Source organism: Streptomyces sp. NPDC004732, from assembly GCF_040609235.1.
Taxonomy (GTDB): Bacteria; Actinomycetota; Actinomycetes; order Streptomycetales; family Streptomycetaceae; genus Streptomyces.
This window is the reverse complement of sequence record NZ_JBEXJR010000009.1, coordinates 399,256-412,967: the sequence shown is the minus strand read 5'-3', so window position 1 is coordinate 412,967 and position 13,712 is coordinate 399,256. Positions and strand designations below refer to the sequence as shown.

At 71.7% G+C, this 13,712-nt stretch carries 13 protein-coding genes; 7 read left to right on the top strand and 6 right to left on the bottom strand.

From position 1 onward, the window contains the following. Window positions 1-41: 41 nt before the first annotated feature. The 5 genes from ABZV77_RS28475 to ABZV77_RS28455 form a co-directional block, all read right to left on the bottom strand. Window positions 42-1,391 carry a glycosyltransferase gene (locus tag ABZV77_RS28475; protein ID WP_356262533.1) on the bottom strand — a complete coding sequence of 450 codons (1,350 nt, stop codon included), beginning with the start codon at window positions 1,389-1,391 and terminating at the stop codon, window positions 42-44. 32 nt (window positions 1,392-1,423) lie between these two features. Next, window positions 1,424-2,506 (bottom strand): UDP-N-acetylglucosamine 2-epimerase (non-hydrolyzing), encoded by a 1,083-nt coding sequence (gene wecB / locus ABZV77_RS28470; protein WP_356262735.1) that lies wholly within the window; start codon window positions 2,504-2,506, stop codon window positions 1,424-1,426. Window positions 2,507-2,842: 336 nt separating this feature from the next. Then, complete coding sequence (locus ABZV77_RS28465; RefSeq protein ID WP_356262530.1) at window positions 2,843-3,565, bottom strand: response regulator transcription factor; 723 nt, start codon at window positions 3,563-3,565, stop codon at window positions 2,843-2,845. Continuing rightward, window positions 3,562-4,698, bottom strand: a complete 1,137-nt coding sequence (locus ABZV77_RS28460) for an ATP-binding protein (RefSeq protein WP_356262527.1) — start codon at window positions 4,696-4,698, stop codon at window positions 3,562-3,564. The genes ABZV77_RS28465 and ABZV77_RS28460 overlap by 4 nt, the downstream gene beginning before the upstream one ends. Before the next feature lie 4 nt (window positions 4,699-4,702). Further along, the gene (locus ABZV77_RS28455; RefSeq protein ID WP_356262524.1) at window positions 4,703-5,419 is read right to left on the bottom strand and encodes a hypothetical protein; all 717 of its coding nucleotides are present in this window, start codon (window positions 5,417-5,419) and stop codon (window positions 4,703-4,705) included. A gap of 192 nt (window positions 5,420-5,611) precedes the next feature. Between ABZV77_RS28455 and ABZV77_RS28450 the strand changes: the two genes are divergently transcribed. Next, window positions 5,612-6,772 (top strand): histidine kinase, encoded by a 1,161-nt coding sequence (locus ABZV77_RS28450; protein ID WP_356262521.1) that lies wholly within the window; start codon window positions 5,612-5,614, stop codon window positions 6,770-6,772. Between the two features lie 203 nt (window positions 6,773-6,975). Here ABZV77_RS28450 and ABZV77_RS28445 read toward each other — a convergent pair whose 3' ends face one another. Continuing rightward, complete coding sequence (locus ABZV77_RS28445; protein WP_356262518.1) at window positions 6,976-7,992, bottom strand: rod shape-determining protein; 1,017 nt, start codon at window positions 7,990-7,992, stop codon at window positions 6,976-6,978. Window positions 7,993-8,136: 144 nt separating this feature from the next. Here ABZV77_RS28445 and ABZV77_RS28440 point away from each other — a divergent pair, with 144 nt between their 5' ends. From ABZV77_RS28440 to mreD, 6 genes are all read left to right on the top strand, one after another. Further along, window positions 8,137-9,663, top strand: a complete 1,527-nt coding sequence (locus tag ABZV77_RS28440) for a folylpolyglutamate synthase/dihydrofolate synthase family protein (RefSeq protein WP_356262515.1) — start codon at window positions 8,137-8,139, stop codon at window positions 9,661-9,663. A 6-nt stretch (window positions 9,664-9,669) separates the two neighbouring features. Continuing rightward, window positions 9,670-10,035, top strand: a complete 366-nt coding sequence (locus ABZV77_RS28435) for a DUF4233 domain-containing protein (RefSeq protein ID WP_356262512.1) — start codon at window positions 9,670-9,672, stop codon at window positions 10,033-10,035. A gap of 71 nt (window positions 10,036-10,106) precedes the next feature. Then, window positions 10,107-10,520, top strand: coding sequence for a nucleoside-diphosphate kinase (ndk, locus tag ABZV77_RS28430; RefSeq protein ID WP_055566960.1), 414 nt, complete (start codon window positions 10,107-10,109; stop codon window positions 10,518-10,520). Between the two features lie 302 nt (window positions 10,521-10,822). After that, window positions 10,823-11,842: a rod shape-determining protein gene (locus ABZV77_RS28425; RefSeq protein WP_030362602.1), complete on the top strand. Its 1,020-nt coding sequence runs from the start codon at window positions 10,823-10,825 to the stop codon at window positions 11,840-11,842. 145 nt (window positions 11,843-11,987) lie between these two features. After that, window positions 11,988-12,944: a rod shape-determining protein MreC gene (mreC, locus tag ABZV77_RS28420; RefSeq protein ID WP_356262508.1), complete on the top strand. Its 957-nt coding sequence runs from the start codon at window positions 11,988-11,990 to the stop codon at window positions 12,942-12,944. Between the two features lie 12 nt (window positions 12,945-12,956). Beyond that, complete coding sequence (gene mreD, locus ABZV77_RS28415; protein WP_356262505.1) at window positions 12,957-13,628, top strand: rod shape-determining protein MreD; 672 nt, start codon at window positions 12,957-12,959, stop codon at window positions 13,626-13,628. Window positions 13,629-13,712: the final 84 nt, after the last annotated feature.

The window sequence follows — 13,712 nt, the reverse complement described above, 5'->3', positions numbered from 1 at the left end:
ACTCGGTTCCGGGCGCCTTCGTTCGCGTACCGCCGGGCCGGTCAGGCCTCCGTGGCGACCGGCCCCGTACCCACGACCTCGGCGTTGCGCCGCGTCTTGGCCCAGCCGTTCCGGCCCCGCAGCACGCGCAGCAGCCCGCGCGAGGCGACGACGAAGACGTGGTACGCGTACAGCCACAGCGCGAAGCCCCACAACAGGCCCTTGAACCAGGAGCTTTCGGGAGCGAAGTCCCTGCGGTAGACCGGGCCCCACAGCGCGAACGGCAGGACCGAGAGCAGGCAGAGCACGAGCACCAGCGGCCAGACGCCGAGCGCGGAGTCCAGCGGGGAGTGTCCGAGGGCGAGGGCGGCGACGAGGAACACGGTGAGTATCAGGCTCGCGACGTGCGCGAGGGGCTGCATGAAGGTGTAGAGCGTCTCCAGGACGCCGCGCCCCGAGTAGTGGCGCGAGCCGACGATGCGCGGCGCGTACCGCACGCACTGCAGGTTGCCCTGCGCCCAGCGGGTGCGCTGCGTCAGGAAGCGGCGGGCGTGCGGCAGGCCTTCCTGGGAGACGTACGTGTCCGCGATGTGCGCCACCTTGTAGCCGCCGAGGATCATGTGCAGGCCCAGCTCGTAGTCCTCCAGGAGCGCGTCGCGCTGCCAGGGGCGGCGCTCGGCCGCCGCGATCCGGTCGAGTGCGGTGAGCCGGGTGAACTGTCCGTTGCCGCCGAGGCCGACGGACCCGGTGCGGCCGCGCAGCAGCTGCATGCCCGCGTTGGAGACGGCGAACTCCATGTCCTGCATGCGCACGAGCAGCCGCGCCAGGGCGTTGAGCACGCGGCCGCGCTCGGGCAGCGGACGCGGCTCGTCGACGTTCCGCATCCGCACGCTGACCTGCACGCCGCCCATCTCGGGGTCGCCGAAACCGGCGGGCCCGCTGACCGCGCTCAGTGCGTCGGGGGCGAGGTGCCCGTCGGCGTCGACGACACACACCACGACGCGGGACCGGTCGGCGTCGTCCGGCAGGAACTCGTCGAGCTCGGCGTAGGCGGCGTTGAGGGCCGCGCCCTTGCCGATCCGGGCGTCGGGCCTGCGGCGCGAGACCAGGTGGACGCGGACGTCGTCCTCGGCGAGCGCGGCGACCACGGAGGCCGTGCGGTCCTCGCTCGCGTCGTCGACGACCCACACGTGCGCGGCGGGAAAGTCCGTGCGCAGCCGGGTCACGGTGGCTCCGACGACGGTCTCCTCGTCGCGGCAGGGCACGAAGAAGTGCCACTCGAAGGCGCCGGGGTCACCGGCTTCGTGGGCGGGGCGGCGCAGATAGGCGTGGCGGGCGCCCGCCCAGTAGAGGAGGAAGCAGGCGAGGAGGAGGAAGGGGAAGAGGAAGAGCAGCCGGTCGAAGGTCAGCATCGGAAGTCCTGGTGGGGTGGGGGAGTCGAGGGTCAGGCGGCGGCGGGGAGCGCGGCGTCGCCCGCGGCACGGGAGGCGACCAGGTCCGCCAGCAGCGCGACGATGCGCTGCGAGGCCAGGGCGTCGCCGAAGGGGCTCGGGGTGTGGGCGAGGCGGCGGAGCCCGGCGTCGCCCTCGGCGAGCCTGAGCCGGGCGGCGCGGCCGACCTCGGGCCCCGGCGCGACGAGTTCGGCGAACCCGGCGGCCATGGCCTCGGGACGCTCGGTGGACCGGCGTACGACGACCAGCGGCCGCCCGAGGACGGTGGCCTCCTCCTGCACGCCGCCGGAGTCGGAGACGAGCAGCGCCGCGTGCCGGGCGAGCGCGAGGAACTCCCCGTACCCGACGGGCGGCAGCAGGGTGAGCGCCGCGAGCAGCCCGTCGAGCCCGGCGGCCTCGGCGCGGGCGCGGGTGCGCGGGTGCAGCGGGACGAGGACGGGCACCTGCTCGGCGAGCGCGGCCAGTTCGGTCAGGACGGACCGGAGCGCCGCCGGGTCGTCGGTGTTCTCGGGGCGGTGCACGGTGGCCAGGACGTACGCGTCCGGGGTGAGCCCGTGGGCGGCGAGCAGCGCGGCGCGCTCGTCGGGGCCGGGCAGCGTGTCGCGGACGGCCTCCACGACGGTGTTGCCGGTGACGGCGATCCGCTCGGCGGGGATCGACTCGGCGGCGAGGTTGGCGCGGTTGTCCTCGGTGGCGGCGCACAGGACGTCGGAGAGCTGGTCGATCAGGACGCGGTTGTGCTCCTCGGGCATCGCGCGGTCGTGGCTGCGCAGGCCCGCCTCGATGTGGACGAGGGGGATGCCGCGGGCGTTGGCGGCGAGGGCGCCGGACAGGGCCGCGTTGGTGTCGCCCTGTACGACGACGGCGTGGGGCGGCCGGGCGGCGAACTCCGCGTCGAGCTGTGCGAGCGCGACGGAGATCTGCACGGCACGGGTCTGCCCGCCGACACCGGCGAGCAGGGTGGGTTCGGGCAGCCCGAGCTCGGCGAGGAAACGCCCCGACAGCGAGTCGTCGTAGTGCTGCCCGGTGTGGATCAGCCGTGCCGCCGCGCCGAGCGCCCGCACGAGGGGCGCCATCTTGACCAGCTCGGGCCGGGTACCGAGTACGACGGCGACGCTCCCTGCGGGGAGGCCGCAGGTGGCGCGGGCGTCGGTGGTCGGGGCGGCGGTGATCACGGGGGCACTCCAGGAGGAACGGGACATTACGGGGTACGTCCTGGAGAGTGCGGTGCCTCGGTTGCGGCCCCGGATCGCTTTCGGTTGCGCGACGGTTGCGAACCCCGATTTCCCGGACCGAGGACTTCGGTCCCGGGACTTTGGTCCGTGCGGCGACACGACCGGGCTAGCGCCCGGCCGGGTGGCTCAGGGGCGCGGGGAACTGCGCGCCAAGCCCCCACTGCCCGCAGACGCCCCCTACCGATCCCCCCGGTCCCGGTCCCGGTCCCGGTCCCGATCCCGGTCCCGATACCGATACCCGACCCCCCGCACCGACTCAAGCGGGTCATCGCCGCCCGAGGCGCCCCGCACGGCCAAGCGCCGCCGCAACCGAAGCACCGCGAACTTCACCCGCTCCCGCCCGGCCCCATCGGGCGAGTCCCACACCAGGTCGAGAAGCTGCTCGGTAGTAACGACGCGCCCCCGATTGCGGACGAGCACCTGAAGCAGCCGGTACTCGATGTCGCTGAGCCGGATCTCCTGGCCCTGCCAGACCGCGGACCGCCGCTCCGGCACCATCCGGAGCCCTGCCTCCACATAGTCGCCGCGCCACTGGTCCGGTCGGCTCCGCCGCAGCAGCGCCTCGATGCGGGCGAGCAGCTCCTGGGTGTCGAAGGGCTTGGTCAGGTAGTCGTCCGCGCCCGCGCGGAGCCCCCGCACCCGTTCGGCGGGACTCGTGCGGCCGGAGAGGATCAGGACGGGCAGGTCGGTCATGTCCCGGGTGCGGTCGAGGACCTCCCAGCCGTCGAGACCCGGCAGCATCAGGTCGAGGACCATCAGGGCCGGACGTTCGGCGAAGAGCAGGCGCAGCGCGGCCTGTCCGTCCGCGGCGAGCACCGTCTCGTATCCGGCCCGGTCGAGGACGGTGCGCAGCGCGAGGCCGAGGTCGGGGTCGTCCTCGACGACGAGCAGACCCGTCATCCGTGCCCGGCCGGGGCGGGACGGCCCGTGGGCAGCCGGAGGACCACGGCCGTCCCTTCGCCCTCCCCGCCGTGCAGGGCGATGTGCCCGTCGTGCATCCGTACGGTGTCGCGGACGGCGGAGAGGCCGAGGCCGGTGCCGGGGTAGGCGCCGCGGCGGGCGTTGGGGGCGCGTACGAACTCGGTGAAGACCTCCTCCTGGAACTCCTTGGGGATGCCGATGCCGGTGTCGGCGACGGAGATCTCCCAGCCCGCACCGTCCGGCTCGTCGTAGGGGTGGGCGGAGACGGTCACCGTGCCGCCCCGCGGGGTGAACTTCACGGCGTTGTCCAGCAGCGCGGCGAGCGCGTTCTCCAGCTGGCTGCGGTCGGCGAAGGAGGGCGGCCCCGGTTCGTGGGCGTGGACGAGGAAGATGCCCGCGGCCTGCGCGCGTGGCTGCAGGTCGCCGGTGAGGCGCCCCAGGAGCCGAGCCATGTCGACCCGTGCGTACGTCGTCTCCGGGCGGGTCCCCGCGGCCGTGGCGGCGTGCAGCAGCCCGTCGACCATCTCCTGCATGCGCTGCGCGTTGCGTCGGATGGTGTCCAGGTATGTGGCCTGCGCCACGGAGAGCGGATCGCCCGACGACGGCGCGAGCAGCTCGCAGAAGCTGAGGATCGTGGCGAGCGGGGTGCGCAGCTCGTGCGAGGCGCGGGCGGTGAACTCGGACCGCTCGCGGGCGAGCTCCCCCAGCGTGCGGACGTGGCGCCGCAGGTCGTGCTCGCGGCGGCGCTGTTCGGTGATGTCCTCGGCCAGCCAGAGCACGCCGACGCGTTCGCCCGCCACGTCGATCGGCCGCCGGTTGGTCCTGATCACCCGGCCGTCGAGGAAGCGGACCTCGGCGGTCCGCGGAAACTGGCGGCGGTTGAGCTGGCGCAGGGAGGTGCTGCCCGCGGGCAGCTGCTTCGCGACGGCCTTGGCGAGGGCCCCCACCGACGTGCCCGTCGAGGTGTCGACGTCCTGCAGCCGCGCCAGCTCGACGAGCTGGTGGTTGACGGCCACCACCCGGTTGTCCGCGCCGACCAGCAGCGCGCCTTCGGGCACCGCGTCGAGCAGGGCTTCGGCGACCTGCGCGGTGAGCCGCAGGTTCAGGGGCACCGCGCTAGCCGATCGGATCGATGACGGAGTCGGTCGCCCCCACGGCCCCCACAGCCCCAGAGCCACCCACAGCCTCAGCGGCCGCCACAGCCTCGGTGGCCTGAGCCTGGGCCTGGGCCGGGACCGGGCGGGCAAGGCCCCCCGGCGGCGCCTGAGGCGTCACGAGGTCGAAATCGAGCCCGAGCCGCTCCAGCTCCGCCTCGGCCAGCGCGTCCAGCGTCTCGGGGTCGCCGTGCCGCCAGCCCCAGGCGAGGCTGCCGGGCGTCGCGTCCGGGATCTCCGATGCGGTGACGGCGACCTCGTGCAGGGGCCGGAGCAGGGAGCGCAGGGCGAGCAGTTCGCGGCCGTCGTCGGAGGCGGCGAGGTCCCGGGCGGCGCCCGCCTGCCGGATCCAGCGCAGTCGGCGCGGCAGCCACGCGCCGAGGACGAGCCCGACGGGGACGACGAAGAGGGCGACGGCGCCCACGGCCACGGCGGTCCGTACGGTCACCGGGTCCATGGCGTCGACGGCGCCCGCGATGCGCCGCAGCGCGGTGTCGACGCGTCCGCCGACCAGCGGGAGCGGCGCGTTGTGCTGCTGCAGGGCGCGGGGAAGGGCGAGCAGACAGGCCAGCCTGTACGCGACGACGGCCGCGGTGGCCCACAGCGCGGTCCACAGGAGGACCCCGGCGTCACCGGCGAGCTGATGGGTCCGCCTGGCGGGATTCTGGGCATACCACATGGTCCGATTTGACCCCCGGCACGCGCCGGGACGAGGCAGCCGCGCCGAAAATGCACCCGTTAATACACCCGTTGTGTGCACACCCAAGTGGTTCGACCGTGTTCATCCGCAAAGCTCCGGGGTGCGGCAAATCACCAAAACAAGGACGTAAGTCCAGTGAAACGGGCCGAAAGACCTTGGATGATGGAGAGCATGCGCACCCTGCCCGCCGCCCAGGCGATCCGCCAGGCGGCGGCCACGGCCGGCCGCCTCTGCGGGCGCTGGTCGAGGGAGCCCCGCGCCCTGGACGTCCTCACCGCACTGAGCGCGTTCGCGCTGATGAGCCTGGACGTCCCCGGCCTAGCCGAGGCGGACAACTCCCTGAACGGCCCGCTGGCCGTGCTGGCCCTGGCCGCAGGAGCGTCCTCCCTGCTCATGCGCCGCAGGGTGCCTTGGCTGACGTACGCGATCGCGCTCCTCTATCTGAGCTGGCTGCACGAGCTGACGCTGGCCCAGTTCGCGCTCTACTCCCTGGGTCGCTACCGGGGCCGCCTCGCGGGCGCCCTCGGCGTCGTCGGATACGTCGCGTTCGCGTACGTGATGTTCAATCTCCCCGGCTGGCCCGTGCACCGGGGGGACACGCTCGGCGAGTTCTCCAGCCTGGTAGTCCCGATCGGCGTGCTCGCGGCGGGCGTCGGCGTCGCCGCGAACCGGCAGGACCTGGTCCGTGCGCTGGAGGCGCAGCGCACGGAGACGGACACGCTGCACGCGGTGCAGAAGGAGCGCACCCGCATCGCGCGGGACGTGCACGACTTCGTGGGCCGCGAGCTGACGCTCCTGAGCGTGCGCTCGCAGGTCCTTGCACGCAGGGCCGAGGGCGGCCCCTTCGAGGACGACTTCGACGAGCTGTCGGAGACGGCCCGCAGCGCCCACCGGATGCTGAACGAGATCATCGTCCAGCGCGGCACGGACGGCGCCCCGACGCCGGGCCTCGCCGCGCTCCCCGAACTGGCCGAGCGCAGCGGCCACGCGGGCAGCCCCGTCGACCTCCTCATCGACGGCGCGGCCTACCGCCTCTCCCCGCTCCGCCAGGCAGCCGTGCACCGGGTGGTCCAGGAGTGCCTGACGAACGCGGCGAAGCACGCGCCGGGCGAGCGGGTCTCCGTCCGAGTGGCCCTGAAGGACGACCGCCTAAAGATCACAGTCAGCAACCCCCTCCCCACAAAGCCCCCCCACTCCACCCCCATCTCCGCGGGCACCGGCACAACAGGCATGGCGGAACGCATCAGAGCAGTGGGCGGCACGTTCACGGCGGGCCCGAAAGCAGCAACGTACGAGGTGAAGGCAACCCTCTCCGCAGGCGAACTGTCCTGAGGACCTGAGGACCTGAGGAGCATGCACCACCGGTCAGCCGCGTACGAGACGGGAGGGGCCGCGGGGGGATGTGCGCACGGAGCACCGAGCAAACGCAGGCGCCCAGAAACATCGAACCAGGCCGCAGGGATGGCGAGTACGTACATCCCCCCGCGGCCCCGCACCCACATACGCACCCCGGGCGAGACGCCAGAACACAGCCCTCAGGCCGCGGACATCACCCGCTCAAGCCCATCAAAGTCCTCAACACACTTCCCGCACCCCATGGCAACACTGTCCAGCGGATCATCGGCCACGAAAACAGGGATCCCCGTAGCGGAGGCGATGCGCAGATCAAGCCCAGGCAACAAGGCACCGCCACCCGTCAGCACGATCCCGTGCTCCATGATGTCCCCGGACAACTCAGGCGGGCACTCCTCCAGGGTCGTCTTCACGGCCGCGATGATCTGCTCGACGGGCTCGTCCAGCGCGGCCCGCACCTCACGTGCCGTCAGGTCCAGCGTCTTCGGCAGCCCGCCCACCTTCTCCCGCCCCCGCACGGTGAACGTCCGCATCTCCAGGGCGTCCTCGCCCGGCACCGGCCACGCCGACCCGATGCCGACCTTGATGTCCTCGGCGGTGCGCTCGCCGATGAGCAGCGCGTGCTCCTTGCGGACGAAGTCGGTGATGGCCGCGTCGAGCCGGTCGCCGCCCACCCGCAGCGACTGGGCCGTGACGATGCCGCCCAGGGAGATCACCGCGACCTCGGTCGTCCCGCCGCCGATGTCGACGACCATCGACCCGCGGGGCTCGGCGACGGGCAGCCCCGCGCCGATCGCCGCCGCCATCGGCTCCTCGACCAGGTGCACGGCCCGCGCCCCGGCCCGCTGCGAGGCGTGCACGATCGCGCGCCGCTCGACGGGAGTGACCCCGCTCGGCACGCAGACGACCATGCGCGTACGGGGCCGGCGCCCCGGCACGGCCTTGCGCACGAAGTGCCGGATCAGCTCCTCCGCGGCTTCATAATCGCTGATCACGCCGTCGCGGAGCGGCCGGATGGCGGTGATGGACCCGGGCGTCCGCCCGATGGTCTCCTTGGCCTCCGCCCCCACGGCGAGCACCCCGCTCTTGCCGCCCTTGTCCGCCCGTACGGCGACCACCGACGGCTCGTTGAGCACGATCCCCTTGCCGCGCACATAGAGGAGGGTGTTCGCAGTGCCGAGGTCGATACCTATGTCCATGATCGCCAAGTTTGCCCGGTGGCTTCCCGATACGGAGGGACCAAGGTCCCGAATCGGACGGGCCGAAGGTCCCGACGAAGGTCCCGGGCCCCGACCGACCGGTCCAGACGACGGCTGTCGGTGCCGCTCCGTAGACTGGCGTACGTGAGTGATCTCCCCGCGCGCGACGACCATGCCGACAACCCCGCCGACCCGGACGACGCCTTCGAGGACATCGTCGGGGCCGAAACCGACCGTGACCCCGACCTCGCAGTGATCGAGGCGGGCAGCCGCACCCTGCGCACCCAGGCGGCCCCGCCCGAGAGCGACGTCCCCGCGCGCCCCACCGACCCGGAGGTGGACCGGGCGCTGCGTGAAGTGGAGACGGAGCTCGCGGGCCGCTGGGGCGAGACGAAGCTTGAGCCCTCCGTCCGCCGCATCGCCGCGCTGATGGACGTCCTGGGCGAGCCCCAGCGCGCGTACCCCTCGATCCACATCACGGGTACGAACGGCAAGACGTCCACGGCCCGCATGATCGAGGCCCTGCTCTCCGCCTTCGAGCTGCGCACCGGGCGGTACACCTCGCCCCACGTCCAGTCGATCACCGAGCGCATCAGCCTGGACGGCGCCCCCATCGAGGCCGAGCGTTTCGTCGAGGCCTACGAAGACATCAAGCCGTACGTGGAGCTGGTGGACGCCAAGGAGGAGTACCGCCTCTCCTTCTTCGAGGTCCTCACCGGCATGGCGTACGCGGCCTTCGCCGACGCCCCCGTGGACGTGGCCGTCGTCGAGGTCGGCATGGGCGGCAGCTGGGACGCGACGAACGTGATCGACAGCTCCGTCGCCGTCGTCACCCCCATCGACCTGGACCACACGGACCGCCTGGGCAACACGCCGGGCGAGATCGCCAAGGAGAAGGCCGGCATCATCAAGCCGGACGCCACGGTGATCATGGCTCAGCAGCCGGTGGACGCCGCGCAGGTCCTCCTGAAGAAGGCCGTCGAGGTCGACGCGACGGTCGCCCGCGAGGGCCTGGAGTTCGGCGTCGTCGCCCGCCAGGTGGCGGTCGGCGGCCAGCTCCTGACGCTCCGCGGCCTCGGCGGGGAGTATGAGGAGGTGTTCCTGCCGCTGCACGGCGAGCACCAGGCGCACAACGCCGCGGTGGCGCTCGCCGCCGTCGAGGCGTTCTTCGGCATCGGCTCGCAGCACGCGCACCCGCTGGACATCGACACGATCCGCAAGGCGTTCGCCACGGTCTCGTCACCCGGTCGCCTGGAGGTCGTGCGCCGCTCGCCCACCGTCGTCCTGGACGCCGCGCACAACCCGGCGGGCGCCCGCGCCACCTCCGCCGCGATCAGCGAGGTCTTCGACTTCAGCCGACTGATCGGCGTGGTCGGCGCGAGCGACGACAAGGACGTGAAGGGGCTCCTCGAAGCCTTCGAACCGATCTTCGCCGAGGTCGTCGTCACGCAGAACTCAAGCCATCGCGCGATGGACGCGGACACGCTCGCCGGACTCGCCGTCGAGGTCTTCGGCGACGACCGCGTGCAGGTCGAGCCGCGTCTGGACGATGCGCTTGAAGCGGCGATCACCCTCGCCGAGGAAGAGGGGGAGTTCGCGGGCGGCGGCGTCCTCGTCACTGGTTCCGTCATCACGGTCGGCGAGGCCCGACTGCTTCTGGGGAGAGGCTGATTTCCTGTGCGTACGCTCTGTGCTTCGACGCTGATCGGCGAGTTCTTCGTGATCGGCTTCGCGGGTCTGGTCGCCATGAAGGACGACGACCTGTCCATGGGCACGGTCTGGACCGTCTGCGGCATCGCGATGCTGCTGAGCCTGCTGCTCTGCGGGATGATCACGCGGCCGGGCGGGGTGCAGCTCGGCTGGGCCCTCCAGGTCGCGCTGATCGCGAGCGGCTTCGTGGTGCCGACGATGTTCTTCCTGGGCGCGGTGTTCGCCGCCATCTGGTGGGCTTCGGTGCACTTCGGCCGCAAGATCGACGAGGCGAAGGCACGCTTCGCGGCCATGGCGGAGGGGCAGCCGGAGGCCGGAGGTAACGCGGCGTAGCCGACCCCGGTATCGTGCGGCCCAATCCCACCCGATCGCAAAGATCGTACGAACACCCCTTGGAGCCGCACATGAGCCAGCGCACCCTCGTCCTGCTGAAGCCCGACGCCGTCCGTCGTGGCCTGATCGGCGAGATCATCGGCCGCATCGAGCGCAAGGCGGGCTGGACGATCTCCGCGCTGGAGCTGCGTTCCCTGGACCAGGACACCCTGGAGCAGCACTACGGCGAGCACAAGGGCAAGCCCTTCTACGAGCCGCTGGTCGCCTTCATGTCGTCCGGTCCCGTCGTCGCGCTCGTCGTCGAGGGTGAGCGGGTCATCGAGGGCGTGCGCGCGCTCGCCGGGCCGACCGACCCGATCGCCGCGGCGCCGGGCTCGATCCGCGGTGACTTCGGCTCGATCGTCCGGGAGAACCTGATCCACGCCTCGGACTCCGAGGAGTCCGCGGAGCGCGAGCTCAAGATCTTCTTCCCGGGTGTCGTCTAGTCCGACGCACGGTCTTCTGACCCCGAGTCAGAAGCGCGCTGTTCCAGCCATGGGCGGCCGAAGGAATTCGGCCGTCCTTTGGCATATGCGCCCCAATTGGGGGAACCCGTGCCTCCGATGGCACGTCTCCAAGAGCGAGGCGGCCCATCATCTGCTGACAATGGCGAAGACCCTAGCGCCGTGTTCGCGCAGCCGAGACTACGATGGAAGCCTCCACTGCCACACAGCACCCACCTCGCCTACCTAAAAAGCCATCACACGCTCCACTAGGGAAGGCCAGACGCATCCTCATGGGGAACAACATGTCGTTCATCGGCCGTGACATGGCTGTCGACCTCGGGACCGCCAACACGCTGGTGTACGTCAGGGGTCGGGGGATCGTACTCAACGAGCCGTCCGTCGTCGCGATCAACACCAACACCGGTGGCATCCTCGCGGTCGGCGCCGAAGCGAAGAAGATGATCGGGCGCACGCCCGGCAACATCGTTGCGGTGCGTCCGCTGAAGGACGGCGTCATCGCCGACTTCGAGATCACCGAGCGCATGCTCCGCTACTTCATCCTGAAGATCCACAAGCGGCGCTACCTCGCCCGCCCGCGCGTCGTCGTCTGCGTGCCCTCCGGCATCACGGGCGTCGAGCGCCGCGCCGTCATCGAGGCCTCCTCGCAGGCCGGCGCGCGCCAGGTGCACATCATCGAGGAGCCCATGGCCGCGGCCATCGGTTCCGGCCTGCCGGTCCACGAGGCCACGGGCAACATGGTGGTGGACATCGGCGGCGGCACCACCGAGGTCGCGGTCATCAGCCTCGGCGGAATCGTCACGGCACAGTCGATCCGCGTCGCGGGCGACGAGCTGGACAACGCGATCATCCAGCACATCAAGAAGGAGTACTCCCTCCTCCTCGGCGAGCGCACCGCCGAACAGATCAAGATCACCATCGGCTCGGCGTACGACATGGACGCCGACGAGCACACCGAGATCCGCGGCCGGGACCTGGTCTCCGGGCTGCCCAAGACCGTCGTCATCTCCGCCGCCGAGGTCCGCAAGGCCATCGAGGAGCCGGTCAACGCGATCGTGGACGCGGTCAAGACCACCCTCGACAAGTGCCCGCCCGAGCTTTCGGGTGACGTCATGGACCGCGGCATCGTTCTCACCGGTGGCGGCGCCCTGCTGCGCGGCCTCGACGAGCGGCTGCGCCGGGAGACCGGCATGCCGATCCACATCGCCGAGGACCCGCTGGACAGCGTGGCGCTCGGCTCCGGAAAGTGTGTCGAGGAGTTCGAGGCGTTGCAGCAGGTGCTGGACGCCCAGCCGCGCAGATGATCTGACGCGCGAAGATCCGCCGTACGAGTGCCTGCCAACTCGTGCGGCGGATCGTTGATATAGAGGCAAGGCACGACAATTCCCCAGAAGCCCGTGGATCCCGCAGACTCCACGGAATCCGATTGAGGAAGGCACGCCGCCGCACGTGAGGGACACACGAGAGAGCCGGCTGCTCCTGGTGCTGCTGGTAGCCATCGCGTTCGCTTTGATCACGGTGGACATCCGCGGCGGCGAGGACTCACCGGTCGACGGTGCCCGCCAAGCCGCAGCCACCGTCTTCGGGCCGGTCGAGGAGGGCATGTCCTCCGCCGTCGACCCGATCGGCAACGCCATCGGCGCGGTGCGCGACTCCGGTGAGCGCCACAACCGCATCGCCGACCTGGAGCGCCAGAACGCCGCGCTGAAGGCCAAGCTCGGCAGCGACGACCGCAACCGCAGCCGGGTGCGCCAGCTCGACAGCATGCTGAAGACGGCGGGCGCCGGGCAGTACGGCATCAAGGGCGCCGAGGTCATCGGCATAGGAGCGGCCCAGGGCTTCTCCTGGACCGTCACCATCGACGCCGGTGCGAACGACGGACTCAAGCGGGACATGACCGTCCTGAACGGCGACGGCCTGGTCGGCCGCGTCACCACGGTCGGCCCGAACACCTCGACCGTCCTGCTCGCCAACGACCCCGACTTCACCGTCGGCACCCGCATGGAGAAGACCGACGAGCTCGGCTTCGCGACCGGACAGGGCGACCGTCCGCTCTCCGTCCAGCTGCTCAACGGCAAGGCCAAGGTGAAGAAGGGCGACCGCCTGGTGACCTTCGGCTCGCGCAAGGACAAGCCGTTCGTGCCGGGCGTCCCGGTCGGCGAGATCGTCCGCGTCGACCCCTCGGGCGGCGACCTCACCCGCAACGTCTACGTGAAGCCGTACGTCGGGTTCACCAAGCTCGACATCGTCGGTGTCGTCGTTGAAGCGCCCCGTGACGACCCGCGCGACACGGTGCTGCCGAAGAAGCCCGAAAAGCCCAAGCCGACCCCGACGGTGACCGTCACGGCCACCCCGTCGGGCCGGCCCCAGGCCGACGGCGCCGACAACGGCAACGACGAGCAGTAGGAGACCGGACCCATGCGCTTCAACCGAATCCTGCTGTCCGCCACCCTCGTCGTCGTCGCCCTGGTCGTCCAGGTCAGCGTCCTGGCCAGGCTGCAGCTGCCGGGCGCGGTCCCGGACCTCGTCCTGCTCACCGTCCTCGGCCTCGCCCTGGTCTACGGCCACGTCGGCGGCGCCCTCGTCGGCTTCGGCGCGGGCCTCCTGGCCGACCTGGCGCCGCCCGCCGACCACGCTGCCGGGCGGTACGCGCTGGTGCTCTGCGTCATCGGCTACCTCGCGGGCCTCGCCAAGCCCGACGGCGGCCGGCTCCGCTCCGCCACCGGGCCGCTCGTCGTGGTCGTCGGCGCCGCCATCGGCTCGACGCTGCTGTACGCGGGCGTCGGCTCCCTCGTCGGGGACACCGCCGCCCGCCATGTGGGCCTGGTCGGGCTGCTGTTCACCGCCGCGCTCTACGACCTGCTGCTCGCGCCGTTCACCGTGCCGCTGATCATCGCGCTGGCCCGGCGCGCCGACAACGACCCGCTGGGGGAGAGCTCACCGGCCAACAAGGCGGCCGACGTCTCGTCCGGCTGGCTCTCGTCCGGCACCGGACTGCGCATCGGCAACCAGCGCGGCGGCCTGCGGGCGAAGGCGGCCAAGGCCCGCGTCGCCCGCGCCGGACGCATCAAGGGGGTCAAGCGCCTGTGAGTGCCACTCAGTTGGCCCCGCACCCGGCCCCGCGGACGCACAGCTTGAGCGTGTACACGTACTACCCGTACGCACACTGAGAGG